Annotated in this window: 12 protein-coding genes; 2 read left to right on the top strand and 10 right to left on the bottom strand. The window is 42.4% G+C overall.

From position 1 onward, the window contains the following. Positions 1–35: 35 nt before the first annotated feature. From J8M00_RS03585 to J8M00_RS03575, 3 genes are all read right to left on the bottom strand, one after another. Positions 36–800, bottom strand: coding sequence for a class II glutamine amidotransferase (locus J8M00_RS03585; RefSeq protein WP_211008979.1), 765 nt, complete (start codon positions 798–800; stop codon positions 36–38). Positions 801–1,122: 322 nt separating this feature from the next. Next, positions 1,123–1,482 carry a hypothetical protein gene (locus J8M00_RS03580; protein WP_211008978.1) on the bottom strand — a complete coding sequence of 120 codons (360 nt, stop codon included), beginning with the start codon at positions 1,480–1,482 and terminating at the stop codon, positions 1,123–1,125. A gap of 9 nt (positions 1,483–1,491) precedes the next feature. Then, positions 1,492–3,495, bottom strand: coding sequence for a methyl-accepting chemotaxis protein (locus J8M00_RS03575; protein ID WP_211008977.1), 2,004 nt, complete (start codon positions 3,493–3,495; stop codon positions 1,492–1,494). A gap of 214 nt (positions 3,496–3,709) precedes the next feature. On the opposite strand from J8M00_RS03575, the gene J8M00_RS03570 reads away from it, so the two are divergent. Next, complete coding sequence (locus tag J8M00_RS03570; RefSeq protein WP_211008976.1) at positions 3,710–5,302, top strand: ABC-F family ATPase; 1,593 nt, start codon at positions 3,710–3,712, stop codon at positions 5,300–5,302. A gap of 40 nt (positions 5,303–5,342) precedes the next feature. On the opposite strand, the gene J8M00_RS03565 is transcribed toward J8M00_RS03570, so the two are convergent. Both J8M00_RS03565 and J8M00_RS03560 read right to left on the bottom strand, forming a co-directional pair. Further along, complete coding sequence (locus tag J8M00_RS03565) at positions 5,343–6,545, bottom strand: serine hydrolase domain-containing protein (RefSeq protein ID WP_211008975.1); 1,203 nt, start codon at positions 6,543–6,545, stop codon at positions 5,343–5,345. Between the two features lie 166 nt (positions 6,546–6,711). Continuing rightward, positions 6,712–8,586 carry a DUF885 domain-containing protein gene (locus tag J8M00_RS03560; protein ID WP_211008974.1) on the bottom strand — a complete coding sequence of 625 codons (1,875 nt, stop codon included), beginning with the start codon at positions 8,584–8,586 and terminating at the stop codon, positions 6,712–6,714. Between the two features lie 486 nt (positions 8,587–9,072). Between J8M00_RS03560 and J8M00_RS03555 the strand changes: the two genes are divergently transcribed. Further along, positions 9,073–10,665 (top strand): polysaccharide deacetylase family protein, encoded by a 1,593-nt coding sequence (locus J8M00_RS03555; RefSeq protein ID WP_211008973.1) that lies wholly within the window; start codon positions 9,073–9,075, stop codon positions 10,663–10,665. Positions 10,666–10,731: 66 nt separating this feature from the next. Here J8M00_RS03555 and mltG read toward each other — a convergent pair whose 3' ends face one another. From mltG to fabG, 5 genes are all read right to left on the bottom strand, one after another. Continuing rightward, a complete protein-coding gene (gene mltG / locus J8M00_RS03550; RefSeq protein WP_211008972.1) occupies positions 10,732–11,715 on the bottom strand; it encodes an endolytic transglycosylase MltG in 984 nt (327 codons plus the stop codon). After that, positions 11,712–12,476, bottom strand: a complete 765-nt coding sequence (gene pabC / locus J8M00_RS03545) for an aminodeoxychorismate lyase (RefSeq protein ID WP_247687214.1) — start codon at positions 12,474–12,476, stop codon at positions 11,712–11,714. Before pabC ends, mltG begins: the two co-directional genes overlap by 4 nt. Before the next feature lie 59 nt (positions 12,477–12,535). Next, on the bottom strand, positions 12,536–13,774 hold the full coding sequence (gene fabF / locus J8M00_RS03540) for a beta-ketoacyl-ACP synthase II (RefSeq protein WP_211008970.1): 1,239 nt from the start codon (positions 13,772–13,774) through the stop codon (positions 12,536–12,538). Between the two features lie 81 nt (positions 13,775–13,855). Then, positions 13,856–14,092, bottom strand: a complete 237-nt coding sequence (gene acpP / locus J8M00_RS03535) for an acyl carrier protein (protein WP_010374019.1) — start codon at positions 14,090–14,092, stop codon at positions 13,856–13,858. Positions 14,093–14,301: 209 nt separating this feature from the next. Then, positions 14,302–15,048 (bottom strand): 3-oxoacyl-ACP reductase FabG, encoded by a 747-nt coding sequence (fabG, locus tag J8M00_RS03530; protein ID WP_023400292.1) that lies wholly within the window; start codon positions 15,046–15,048, stop codon positions 14,302–14,304. Between the last annotated feature and the right edge of the window lie 4 nt (positions 15,049–15,052).

The raw sequence follows: 15,052 nt of genomic DNA, 5'->3' as shown, positions 1-15,052 counted from the left end.
AAACAGGCATTAAAGCAGGTGCAAAAGCACCTGTTTTATACTTTCTCACCCAATTTGAACAACACTGACTGCCCAGGTTCCATTTTCGTCCACTCTTCATCATTGGTCAGTGGTCGAGTAGCAATCACAGTTACAACGTCATTGGGCGTGGTTTCTTTTTGAAAATCAACAACCATATCTGCATCGATTAACGTTGCTTTGCCAAAAGGCGCTTTACGCGTGATCCAATGTAAGTTGTTGCTGCAGTATGCCAACACAAACACACCGTCCGTCAACAACATATTAAACACGCCTTTTTCTCTTAGCTGATCAGCTAATTTGGCGGCATAGCGAAATACAGCTGCCATGTTGGAGGGCTTCTTAGGGTATTTTTCACGGATTTTGTCTAAAATCCAGCAAAACGCAAGCTCGCTATCGGTATTGCCAACCGGCTTATAGTACTGCGTTTTCAAATCTTTATAATTCGATAGTTGCCCATTGTGTGCATAAGAGATCTCTCTTCCCCATAGCTCTCGCGTAAAGGGATGTGTATTCTCCAAACATGTTCGGCCCCGGTTGCCTTGACGAATGTGACTTATCACAGAAACACTCTTAATTGGATAGGCTTTGACCAACTTAGCGATTTCAGACTGACAACTTGGTTCAGGATCTTTGAATGTGCGACACCCCTTACCTTCGTAAAAAGTTATCCCCCAACCATCTTTATGAGGCCCTGTATTCCCACCACGCTCTAATAACCCTGAAAAACTAAAACAAATATCTGTCGGCACGTTAGCAGACATGCCTAGTAGCTCACACATTCTCTGGCCTTTTTTAAAAATATTTATGAGCTAACATTCAACAACATGTTTGGCTATGACAGCACATAGCCACTAAATCAAATATGTGGTTGCTCTTAAATAAAAAATCAAACTAGGTCGATTATGGCTAATTTTTTACTGCGAAACAATCTGCTACTCGGCTTAATTGGCAAGGAATTCTTAATTAAGCAATATATTGATGGCTACAACAAGCATTGACTGCTGTGCAGCAAACTCTCATCAATTAAGATAAAAATGGCACTTTAGGCATTTACGCAGTTAAATACCTAAAAGCAACCTTTATAACTAACAAAACATCCCGCTACCCGCCGCACTTATTAAACTCTTCTGACGCTTTAGCATACACAGTACAAAAGTCTTCGCTGCCATTACTGGCCTTTAACTGCTGTCCATCGAATAACGCATTGATAACTTTTGATTTGGTAATTGTCAGGCGCTTGTTTCGACATGACTTAACCGCCATTTCCCCACATTCAGCTGCACTTGTCGCCTCTTTAAATTTAGAGCAGCGCTGCTTTCCTTTGCACTTTTTATAGCTAATTTTCTCCTTACCCGGACATGCCGTTCTAACATATTTGATTTCACATGTGCCAGCTTTGACTTCAGTGGGCATTGCACTAAGTACCAGTGATACGGCCCCAATTGCTAATAGTAGTTTCATCGTCATCTCCTAAGTTTTAAATTGGCTCATCATTAACCTGAGTGTCTCTGCCATTTCAGCCAACTGCTGACTAGCCTGTTTATTTTCCTGCGCATGATTTGAGTTAAGGTTTGTAATTTCATGCATATATTGGACATTATCGTATTGGCTCACCGCAGCAAGGCTCTGCTGCTCAGATGCCGCAGCAATTTGTTGGCTCATATCTTTGATGGTTTCAACACTGTTTACAATTGCACTTAAAGTGCCTTGAACAGCTTCTATACCACTCACACAATTGTGTGTTTCTCGCTGAGAATTAGACATGGTATTGACTGCACCTTTTGCACCATCTTGTAATCCGGTTATGGCTTTTTCTATTTCTTCAGTTGCATCTTGAGAGCGGCTAGCGAGCGTCCGGACTTCGTCTGCAACCACTGCAAATCCGCGCCCTTGTTCCCCCGCTCGAGCCGCTTCGATGGCTGCATTTAAAGCGAGCAGGTTGGTTTGCTCTGCAATACTCCGGATCACCGCCAGCACAGTGTTAATGTTTTCTAGCTCGTTGCTCAACTGATTAATCGCATTTGCTGAGGTTTCTATCGAAGATTCGAGCCCCTTAATATTTTGTACGTTGGTTACTAACAACTCTTCGCCAGATGCAGCTTCACTACTTGCTTGCTGGACCTGTTCTAATGTACTGTGAATACTGTCTGTTACCGAACGCACTGTTTCTTTCATTTCTGAAATTGAGCTACTCATTGCGCTCATTTGCTCACTCTGCTGCGACGCACTGCTACAACTTTGTTCCGCAATCATATTGGTCTGTTCAGCCGTTGAAGAGAGTAATTGCGTGTTACTTGTTACCTCTCTCAGTGTACCTGCTAAAGTGTCAATGAGTTTTTGGATATTACTGGCCAAACGACCAAACTCATCCTGTTTAAAGTTATCGAGCCGAACGGTTAAGTCTCCCTGCGCGGCGCGATTAATTGAATCGATAATCTGATGTAATGGCGTGCGCACACTGTTAATCACAAAATATGCTATCACGATGGACAATATGATAGTGACAACGGTCAATGCCGATGTCACCTGTAAACTCTCTTCAATCGCCTCTTCAGCAGCCTGCTGGGCATCCTCCGTCAGCCCACCTATTTTCTCATTCAGCTCCCTTAGCTGTAGCTGTAACTCTTCTGCTGAGCCAGAAGCCTCTGTAACGAGGTTACTGAGCTGCTTTTTTTCGTTTAGCGTGTTGATTCTTGACTGTAATGCGTTGTCTGAACCGACAACTGCCTGTTTGAATTGAGAGAAGTTCTCTTCCATTAAACCTAACGCATCAGAATTCGCGAGTTCCGGAGAGTTTTTCAGCGCAGTCAGTTGTTGCTCCATGTCAGAGATTGATTCTTTGGCAACACTCGTTACATTCATGATTTCGAACGTAATATTGGAAGTGAGGCCACCACTGACCTCATCTACTAAATTTTCAACATTTTCAATCAGTGCGTTAACCACATCAGATATTTTTTGGTCATTCGAAATGCCTTCAAGGTCATATGCCAAGCTGAGTGTTTCATCCCCCATATCGGTGAACTCACTGGCAACCTCAGCCGTACGCTCTTTTAGTTTGAACGCTAGTACCGCTTTGTTGAAGGCACTATCGGCGCGCTGAAAAAATACTGTGTTAAGTTTTTTGGAGTTGTCAAAAGGCCTGCTGAGCTCAGGTTCAGATTCAGTAAGCTCTGATAACTGCATTAATGCTTTATCGTTGCTTTGTTTTTGTAAATTGTATTGATTGCGGATGGCGCTAATCGCACTGAGTGTTGGCGCTTGCTCTAGCTGCGTCAAAGATAACCTCGACAGCAAGACTGACTGGAGCATATTATTGCCCGATATTAATGTTGGAACACTTTGATTAGAAACCTTTTGAACAGATCCACCGATAGTTATGTTCCCTGTTAGCGCTACGATGTAAATAATGCAAGCTAAAACTACAACTGCCGTAAACCCACTCATTACACGAGCCGAAACGGTTAATTGCATGTGATGTTAATCATTTTGTGTCTATGTAGTTAAACTTATAGTCAACAATCAGCAGAATGGCGAATTTGACTGTAATATTGTCTTAGTTCGAACAAGCACAAGGGTTGACGTAATTTGATATACTAAATTCTCATTTTTCTGCATATCAATACTTGCAGTTGAGCGCTGCAGCGGGTAACGTTGCGCCGATTCTAATTTATTAAGGTATTAAATTTTGATTTCTACAGCGAATATCACCCAACAGTTTGGCTCTAAGCCGCTTTTTGAAAATATCTCAGTCAAATTTGGCGAAGGTAATCGCTATGGCCTAATCGGGGCGAATGGCTGTGGTAAATCAACTTTTATGAAAATCCTCAGTGGTGAGTTAGAACCAACTGGTGGTAATGTCAGCTATGATCCACAAGAACGTGTTGCTAAACTTAATCAGGATCAATTCGCCTACGAAGAATATACGGTAATTGATACGGTTATCATGGGCTACAAAGAGCTGTGGGAAGTAAAACAAGAACGTGATCGTATTTACTCATTGCCAGAAATGAGCGAAGAAGAAGGTATGATTGTTGCGGATCTTGAAGTCAAGTTTGCCGAAATGGATGGCTATATGGCAGAGTCCAAAGCGGGCGAATTACTCCTTGCTGTAGGTATTCCCACTGAACAACACTTTGGCTTGATGAGCGAAGTTGCTCCGGGCTGGAAACTGCGTGTACTTCTCGCTCAAGTACTCTTTGCTGACCCACACATCATGCTTCTAGATGAGCCAACCAACAACTTGGACATCGACACCATTCGCTGGCTTGAGCATACCTTAAACGAGCGCAACTGCACTATGATCATCATTTCTCACGACAGACACTTTTTGAACAGTGTTTGTACTCATATGGCAGACTTAGACTATGGTGAACTACGTCTTTATCCGGGTAACTACGACGAATACATGACTGCTGCCTCGCAAGCAAGAGAGCGATTACTCGCTGATAATGCGAAAAAGAAAGCGCAAATTGCTGAGCTGCAAACTTTCGTTGCACGATTCTCTGCCAACGCTTCAAAAGCGAAACAAGCGACATCACGAGCAAAACAAATTGACAAAATTCAATTGGAACAAGTCAAAGCATCAAGCCGTCAAAACCCCTTCATTCGCTTTGAGCAGTCAAAAGAGTTGTTCAGAAATGCACTGGAAGTTGAAGGCTTATCACAAGGCTTTGAGGCAGATTTGTTTAGTGACTTCAGTGGTATTTTTGAAGTGGGCGAAAGAGTCGCGATAATCGGTGAAAATGGTGTAGGTAAAACCACTTTATTGAACACCCTTGCCAGTCAATTGGCTCCTAGAAACGGCGCATTCAAGTGGTCAGAAAACAGTAACATTGGCTATTACGCTCAAGATCACGCAGAAGACTTTGAAAAAGATATGGACCTGATGGAATGGATGGGCCAATGGCGACAAGAAGGTGATGATGAGCAAGTATTACGTAGCTTCTTAGGGCGCATGCTTTTCTCTCAAGATAGCATCAAGAAGTCGGTTAAAGTCCTCTCTGGTGGTGAGCAAGGTCGTATGTTGCTCGGCAAGTTAATGATGCACAAACCAAACATATTGTTGATGGATGAGCCGACCAACCACATGGATATGGAGTCGATTGAATCATTAAATACAGCCCTTGAACAGTACAAAGGCACGCTATTTTTCGTTTCTCACGATCGAGTTTTCGTTGACTCTCTAGCAACGCGTATTCTTGAAATTAAAGACAATAAGATCACTGACTTTAAAGGCACCTATAGTGAGTTTTTAAAGTTCAGAGGTATTGAAGACTAATACAGGCTGAGGCTGCGCGGCTTGCTCGCCGCGCATCTCATCACACCTTAAGCTTTACCAAAATACTTTCCATTACCGCACGCTCGATCGTTTGAAACGCATCCAAACATTTATCATTGAGTCCACAGTTGAGAAAATAAACCACACTGGTATTGAGCTCCGGAATGTATAAATTATTAGACACATAGCCATGATTCCCACCATTGTGGTGATAGACAGTATACCCTTGTATATCCTCTTTCCATAAGCCTAGAACATATTCAAGGCCCGGAGATACCGAAGCACGACTTTTAGCGCCAATGAGCTCTTCACGAGCTTGATTCGACAACCACTGCTCATTATTAAAGATATTTTCCATTAATAGCGATAACTCGGTAACAGTTGACGCTATTGGCGTTGCTGAAGAGGTTACATGACTTAAGATAGGCCACGTATTAATATATTCGCCGTTTTGCTTTTCATATCCTGGGGTAATCTCAGCAAATTGATTTTCAATGCCAACCGAAAAAGTATTAACCAACTCTAACCTATCGATAATTAGATCTCGCATCGCATGCGCATTTGGGTGTCCTAATACTCTATCTAAAATAATGCCTGCCAAAGCATAATTACTATTAGAGTATTCGGCCCCACTGCCTGGCTTAAAGTAGGCTGGTTGGCCTAATGCAAATTGAACGAGATCTTGATTTGTGATCCCTTTTTTATAGTTTGCCAAAACAAACTCGACATACGCGTCGTTGCTTCGCGGATCAGAGTAGTTGTAAATTCCACTGCTATGATTTAATAACTGTCGCAGAGTGATCTCCGTGCCATGCTCTATTTGTTCGATAATCCCCGGTGATAACCACGTATCTATTGTCGCATCCAGGTCTAAAAGCCCCGCTTGGTGCAATTGAACGGCCAATAGTGCAGTAAAAACTTTTCCTGTGCTTGCTAGGTGATAAACAGCATCGGGCTGCAATGGCGCTTGTGTCGTTAAATTAGCAGTACCACTACTTCCTGTAAAAGTACGATTTGGTGTAGAAACATGCAAGATAATACCGTGTACTTGATCAGAAACGAGGTCATCAATTAATTTTTGATAGTTAAACTCGACCTCAACTTTGTGCGCAGAGTTAAGTGCCGGTTGTTGAGCTGGTATTGATACATTTCTTTGTGTGTTTGAACTGTTATCTCCACCACAAGCGCTTAAGCTAAATATCGCAATCGCTATGGTGAAACTTTCTCTTAATCTACAAATCATTGAATTGGTACCCATATTGTTATTGTTTTTAAAGCATATGGAACCTGCACACAAAATTGCGTATTACTTTTTTTAAAAATGTACCAAGTTGTACATCAAGCTTCTCTTTTAAAACATAAAAAAGGGGCGAATTGCCCCTTGTTATCATTCATAAGCCATGACAAATTTACATTGCTTTGCGTTTTTCAACCCAGCGAGCAATGTCTTGTTCAACCAGCGCCAGTGGACGTGCGCCTTTTAGTAAAATTTCGTCATGAAACGATGTCATATCAAACTTGTTGCCCAAAGCTTTCTGCGCACCTTTTCTTAGCTCTTCAAACTTCAGCATACCCAACTTATAGCCTAGAGCTTGCCCCGGCCATGCAATATAGCGATCTATTGCAGGGACGACATCGCTCATAGCCGAGCCTGTCGCCTCAGCAAAATACTCAATTGCCTCTTGTCGAGTCCACTTTTTATAGTGTAGGCCTGTATCTACAACAAGGCGGGCTGCTCGGTATGCCTCCGCTTGCAATCGACCTAGATCACCGAATGGGTCGCCTTCGTACATGCCCATTTCGTAAGCAAGTAACTCGGAGTAAAGTGCCCACCCTTCGATATAGCCGTTAAACGACGCATTTTGGCGCATTAAGCCAATGTCGGTTTGTAACATATTGAGTGCAATTTGGAAGTGATGCCCTGGTACCGCTTCATGATATGTCAGTGTTTTCAAACCAAAACTTGGCACAGCCTTCATATCTTTGAGATTTATCGCAAACACCCCAGGGCGGCTGCCATCTAAAGAAGGGCCATAGTAATAACCACCAGGTGCGCCAGCTTCAACCTCAACTGGAATACGTTTTACTTCTACTTTTTGTGGTGGCAGAGTCGAAAAGTACTGGGGGGCTTTTTCATTGATGACTTCAATCTCGCCCTTTAAGAAGTCCAACAGTTCCTGTCGACCCTGATCGCTATCAGCAAACAAAAAGCGTGGCTCTTCGTTTAATTGCTTCATACGCTCGCTCACTGAGCCCTTGGTGTAGCCATTCGACTTTAAGATCTCATCCATGCGCTTTGTGATACGCTTCACTTCCGCTTGGCCCACTTCATGGATCTGTTGTGCCGTCATGTCTGAGTCTGCTAAATACGTGATAGCATGTTGATAAAACGCTTCTCCATTAGGCTGTGCCCAAATACCGACCTTATCTGAGGCCTGTTTTTCCAATTCTGTCATTTTGGCGGTGATACGACCAAATGCAGGATATATCTGCATTGCCATCACTGATGCAGCACTTTCAACTAAACTCGCTTTTGCTCTGTCACTAACGCCTTCAAGGTTTTCTAGCTTTGTAGCGAAAGACGTCACAAGTACATGTTCATTTGCTTTTGGTTCAGTGTACGCAGTTAGATAAGATAAAGTATTGGGAAATAGTGGCTTAGGCAGTATGATCCCACGCTTTGCATCACTGACGACTTTCTCATTGACTTGGTCCACCATAGTCGCAAACGCAGCTAAACGTTCCACATACGCTTTTGCATCAGATATATTGCTAATTTCATGCTGGTTTTGCAATATACTTGGCACGTCCATCAGAGGCCCTGATATCTGGTTTACGATATAAGGTAAATGTCCACCCCAAGTATCAATGTATCCGGCAGAAAATACACTGTCACCTGCATAATACCGTGCTATAACCTCATTAACTTGCACATGCAATCTGTCTTTGTCACTGAGCTGCGCAGATTGCAACTGCTTGAGCTGCTCGGCAGCATGTGTCATGTCTATCTGCAACGCTTGCATGCCAGCAACTGAGTAGTCGGGTAGTCTATTTTCATAGCGGCCATAATCTTCACTTTCAAGCTTCAAAGATGTTGCCAAAGCTGGCTGGTGAGAAATAAACGTTTTGGTATATTTATCGACTACGGTGTCAACCTCAGCTCTACTTATTGTTTTTTTCGCTTTAGCTAGGTTTTCACTATTAACTTGATTCGATGTGGACTCTGTCGCACATCCAGTAATGGCAAAAAGTACAGCCGCTGCCAGCACGTTAACCTTTTTCATTATTTATCCCCAAATGTTGTCATCGCAGTGTGTAGGAATACTTAGCCGTATTTGCTTGTATTCTGTGTAATTTCAAATTCAACAGTAATCTACATAAATCGCGTTTATAAGTCACTTATATAAACGCTTTTTCTATTTTTATTCGAAGAGCTAGGTAAGCTAACAATTCAATTATTATCATTACAACCAGACAATTTAAGACGATTCACTCGCTGTCGTTACATCACTTGAATCATACTCATCTGTATTTGTTTTTTGCCACACAACCATATTCAATAATAATGAATAATCACAACATGTACGAAAGCTTATCCAATGTACCTTACAAAAAAATAAACCACTGTATTTTTTACTTATTAATTTATAAACCATCAACCCCGCTCGCTATTTATGCTAAATCCCTCTTTATTTCGCCGCCTTTAATTAGCGCTTTTTTATGTACAATACCCCCATCCCAATATGAAAAACTTTAAGTAAGGATTGATCATGAAGTTTAAAATGTCAGCGCTGTCACTAGGTGTATTCATCGGTATATCTTCAGTTGCACAAGCAAGCGTATACGACTCTGGAATTAAATCAGTTGAGTTACCTGCTGATGCTCAATTAACGACAGCACAAACCAATAACTATGATTATTCAGATAATCAGCCTTGGAGCCAAATGCCTCCTGCTCAACTGAGACCAGTTCAGGTGCCATTGTTTATTTCGATTGGTTTCGATGACAATGGTTCTAAGGCAGGCATGGACTGGATAGTTAACTTTACTCGTCAATTACAAAACGACAATGGCTCACATAATACGGCGACATTTGATGGCTCACCAGTCAGGTTTACTTTCTTCAATACGCCCTCTTATATAGAAGCTGCCGCTAACGATGCTGTGGGTGTCAAACATGCTTGGAGAAATGCTTGGCTAGATGGCCACGAGATTGGCAATCACACGTGGAGCCACAAAGATGGCGGGCCAGATACGGGCAACTTCAGTGAAGCACAGTGGGCACAGGAGCTGGGTATTACTCAAACATGGTTAAGTAAACCGTTTGACGCTACAGAGATCATGCACGGTGCAAATGATGCTGCGGGCCCCGGGATCCCAGTTAGTGAGATTATTGGCTTTAGGACCCCTTATTTAAATCACAATAATGCGTTGTTTTCAGCTCTTATCAAAGGTAATTTTGTCTACGATACCAGTGTAGAAGAGGGTTGGGGCAGCCAATATAATGGCACCAACAACCCATGGCCTTATACCATGAACAATGGTACGCCTACAACGCGGGTTGGAAAACCAGACGTTGGTCACTTCCCTGGCCTATGGCAGCTCCCTTCAAACGTATTTGAAAAGCCACAAGGCGGTAAAATGGTCGCATTTGACACAAATATGTGGGTTGGTAGCGCAATGAGTAAAAATGACGTGCTAGCTATCTTAAAGCACAACTTGCATTTGAGACTCGAAGGCAACCGCTCTCCTTTATTATACGGTGCACATGCCAATATTTACGCGCCAGAGTATGATACAGGTGGGCGTGCGACTACTTACTTAGAGCGTCAACAAGCAATTGAAGAATTCATTCAATATGCGCTCAGTTTGAAAGTTAACGGTCAACCTGTAGTCCGTATCGTGCCATTTAAAGATATCGTTGAGTGGATGCGTAACCCTGCGCCTCTGACTGATGGTAAAGTTGTAACAGTTAAAAGCATTGGGGCAAGCCCGACGTATGCACAAGGCAACATCTACCAAAAGGGTGACCAAGTTTATCATGACGGCAAGTACTATGAAGCTAAGTGGTACGCAGATTCAATGCCTGGTGCGCTTGCTCCTGACTACGACCCTTGGAAACTTATCACCAGAGAACAAGCGAGCAAGGTTTCTCACTTAGGCAGTGTTACACCGACTGGCGATACATTTGGTGACATCTTGATAGCACCGAACAAAGATCAAACCTTCTTCTTCAATGCCGCTGCTGGCGCTCAAGTTAAAAGTGTCACGCTCAACGGCGTTAACCTAGGTCCTCTAGAGCAGTATACGTTCAGTAATTTGACAGCTAACCAAGTTTTGACTGTTGAATTTAGTAAAAAGTAATAGATCAAATGATTAAGGCTGTACCTAAGTACAGCCTTTTTATGGCTTGATATCTTAACGGCAAACTCACTGCTCATTTAAAATGTACTTTCGCACAGCTCTATTGTGTTCTTTCAGTGATTTAGAGAAATAATGTGCGCCATTTCCTTTTGAAACAAAATATAAAAAGTCTGTATTAGCTGGTTGCACAGCTGCAAACAATGCATCTTTGGAGGGCATTGCAATTGGTGTTGGTGGAAGTCTATCAATTCGGTAGGTGTTATATGGCGTATATTCACGCAAATGAGACTTTTTAATATCACCACGGAACCGTTCTCCGAGCCCATAAATAACAGTTGGATCTGTCTGTAATCTCATCCCCTTGTTCAATCTATTATGAAATACCGAAGAAATAATATCTCTCTCAGCAGCTTGCCCTGACTCCTTTTCAATTATAGAAGCAAGAATAAGCGCTTCATAATCACTTTTTAACGGTACATTGTCGCCTCGTTTTTCCCAAGCTTCGCTTAAAACGCTTTGCATCTTTGTATGCGCACGCTGCAACAGTGCTGACGCATCGGTCAAACCTTCATAATGATATGTATCGGGGTATAACCACCCTTCTGGGTGTCCATTGCCAAATTGTATAAAACCTTCTGAAGGCTCATCTGGAATATCGAATATTAAAAACGCACTCTTCTTTAGATTCTCAATGATCGTTTTATAAGTGTCACCTTCAATAATAGTGAAGGTAAAATCCGCCTTGTCACCGCGGTGAACTTTTTCAATGGCCGTCAATACAGTAAGGCCCCTCAACTCATAAACCCCGGCTTTTAGAGTGAATTTCTGCGGCTGCAACTTACTATAAAGTTTATAAGGAAAGCAGCTTTCCAATGCCTGCTGAGACTGCCATTTTGCACATAAGCTATGAAAAGTCTCCCCCTGCGACACTTGCGTATATTGCTCTGGTAAGTCTAGGGTTTCACTTCGCATCAAACCCTGTAAGTTATACCCATAATATAAGATGATAAGTACAGGAACTGAGACGGCCCATAATAAAAAACGGATCATAGAGTGGCTTCTATCTTTGACTTCAAATCAAGGGCAGTTTGCAGGTTAAACACCTGTTTGTCTAATGATTTTACGGGTACAAGTCCCATCAAACTATTACACATAAATACCGCGTCTGCCTCCAATACATCATGCAAACACAATGATTTAGACTTTATTTGAGTATGATCAGACAGCAGTGATAGATACACACCTTTAATACCACACAGCTTCAAGCTAGGTGTAAACAGCTGGTTATTTTTCACAATGATGAGGTTGCTAGCAGAGCACTCTATGACGTTGTCATCGATATCTAAAACCAATACATCATCAGCCACTTGTTGGCTGGCTTGCGCTTTTATCAATACTTGCTCTAGACGGTTAAGCGTTTTCAGACCAGCAAACAGAGGCTGGTGACCAAGCTTAATATCACTGACGCTCAAACAAACACCTTGTTCTTGCCACTTAAAATAGTGCGCAGGAAAATCACTTTGTGTAATTATAATCTTGGGCTCTGGGTGCTCTGGTAAGCCATAACCTCGTCCACCAACCCCCCTGGTGATTAAAACCTTGATCACGCCTAAACCACACCCTTTTGCGGCTTCCAAACACGCGTTTGTAATTGCTTGCTCGTCTAGCTCTGGAAAACACAAGACTTGCTGACACTGCCTGAGCCTTGCTAAATGATATTGCCAAAGCTGTGGTTGGCCACTTTCAATTTTAATAGTTGTGAAAAAGCCATCGCCATAGTTTAAGCCACGATCTTTATAACTGATTTCCATAAACCTTCCGAAAATAAAAAAGCCTGGCATTGCCAGGCTTTATCAAACTAAAGATAAACTTAAATCTTTTTGAACAGCAACGAGCCGTTAGTACCACCAAAACCAAACGAGTTACAAAGCGCATAATCTAACTTTGCATCACGGGCTGTGTGCGGAACATAGTCTAGGTCACACCCTTCATCAGGGTTATCCAAATTGATAGTAGGCGATACTTTCTGGTCGACCAAAGACAAGATGCTTATAATTGACTCAACAGAGCCCGCGGCACCTAATAAATGTCCCATCATTGATTTGGAAGAACTCACCATCACATCATTCGCCGCGCTGCCAAAAATTGACTTAACTGCTGATGTTTCAGCAATGTCGCCTGCTGGAGTTGATGTACCATGTGCGTTGATATAACCAATTTGCTCCGCATTCACACCTGCATCGTTTAGTGCATTTTCCATAGCAAGTGCAGCACCCGAACCGTCTTCTGGTGGTGATGTCATATGATATGCGTCGCCACTCATACCGAAACCAACTAGTTCAGCATAGATTTTAGCGCCACGTGCTTTTGCGTGCTCGTATTCTTCTAGTACGATAACACCGGCACCATCTGCAAGTACAAAACCGTCTCTATCTTTATCCCAAGGACGAGAGGCCGCTTGAGGATCATCATTTCGAGTCGACAAGGCACGCGCTGCGCTAAAACCACCCATACCAATAGGTGTAGAAGCCTTTTCAGCACCACCGGCAACCATCGCGTCTGCATCACCATATGCAATCATACGTGCAGCATGACCAATGTTGTGAAGACCGGTTGTACAAGCTGTAACAATCGAAATATTAGGACCTCTCAAACCATGCATGATAGACAAATGTCCTGAAATCATATTTATAATGGTTGAAGGTACATAGAAAGGTGATAACTTTCGCGGACCACTCGCGATAAGCTTGTGGTGGTTTTCTTCAATAAGAGTCAATCCACCAATCCCTGAACCAACTGCCACACCAACACGTGCAGCATTTTGTTCAGTGATTTCTAATCCTGAATCCTTTAATGCTTGGACACCAGCTGCAATACCATACTGAATAAACAAGTCCATTTTTTTTGTGTCTTTTTTGGACATGTATTCTGTCGCATCAAAGTCGTTAACTAAGCCAGCAAACTTAGTTCCAAAACTCGATGTATCAAAATGCGTGATATTTGAAATGCCACTACGACCTTCTAATAGGCCTTGCCAGGTTGACTGAACATCATTACCTAGCGGCGTCAACATACCTAAGCCAGTTACTACGACTCGACGTTTAGCCACGGTTTCCTCCAAAAAGGGATTTGAAATTTTGCGGGGGTAGAATGAATGAGGGCAGCGAGTGCTGCCCTTCAGATCCGTTAATTACTCAGCGTGAGCAGTAACGTAGTCGATCGCAGCCTGAACAGTAGTGATTTTCTCAGCTTCTTCATCAGGGATCTCAGTGTCAAACTCTTCTTCTAGAGCCATTACTAGCTCAACAGTGTCAAGAGAGTCCGCGCCTAGGTCATCAACGAAAGAAGCTTCTGATTTTACTTCTTCCTCTTTAACACCTAGTTGCTCAACGATGATTTTTTTTACGCGTTCTTGGATGTCGCTCATTCTTCTTTCCTTTATTAAAACGCTTTTTGCGTTAATTTCAGATTGCGGCGTAGTTTACGGCGCATCATGTATTGATTCAAGGATTGACTTAGACTTTTTTGTCTGGTCAAACCTGTTACTAAATATTTTTACTCTTTATCGCCTATTTTCAGGGCAATATCAAGCTAGTTTGCGGCAAGATCACAAAAATTTAAATTATTTTGTAATCTTTACACCATATACATCGCACCGTTCACGTGCAACGTTTCTCCGGAGATATACGCAGCTGCATCAGAAGCTAGGTACGCTACAGCTGCAGCAATTTCTTCAGGCTGACCTAAACGACCTGCAGGTACGTTTGCCAGTGTTGCCGCTTTTTGCTCGTCAGTTAATTCATCAGTCATATCAGTTTTGATAAAACCAGGTGCAATTACATTCACTGTAATACCACGAGAAGCGACTTCACGTGCAAGTGATTTAGAGAAACCGATAACACCAGCTTTCGCTGCTGCATAGTTTGCTTGACCGGCATTACCCATGGTGCCAACTACAGAACCAATGTTAATAATACGGCCTGACTTTTTCTTCATCATCGGGCGAAGTACAGCTTTGGATAAACGATAAATTGCACTTAAGTTAGTGTCAATAATATCTGTCCACTCGTCATCTTTCATACGCATAAGCAAATTATCGCGAGTAATACCTGCATTATTTACCAACACGTCAATATCACCAAAATCAGCTTTAATCTGCTTCAATACAGCATCAATAGACTCAACGTCAGTGACATTAAGTTTATAACCTTTACCGTTTTCACCTAAATACTCGCTGATTTTTTCCGCACCAGAGTCACTTGTTGCTGTACCAAGTACCGTTGCGCCCTGTGCGACCAATGTCTGCGCGACTGATTTACCTATACCGCGACTTGCACCTGTGACTAATACGATTTTATCTTTAAGATCAAATATATTGGACATTTTT

The organism is Pseudoalteromonas luteoviolacea, assembly GCF_018100925.1.
In the GTDB taxonomy this organism is placed as follows: Bacteria; Pseudomonadota; Gammaproteobacteria; order Enterobacterales; family Alteromonadaceae; genus Pseudoalteromonas; species Pseudoalteromonas obscura.
This window is presented reverse-complemented; position numbering and strand designations above follow the sequence as displayed.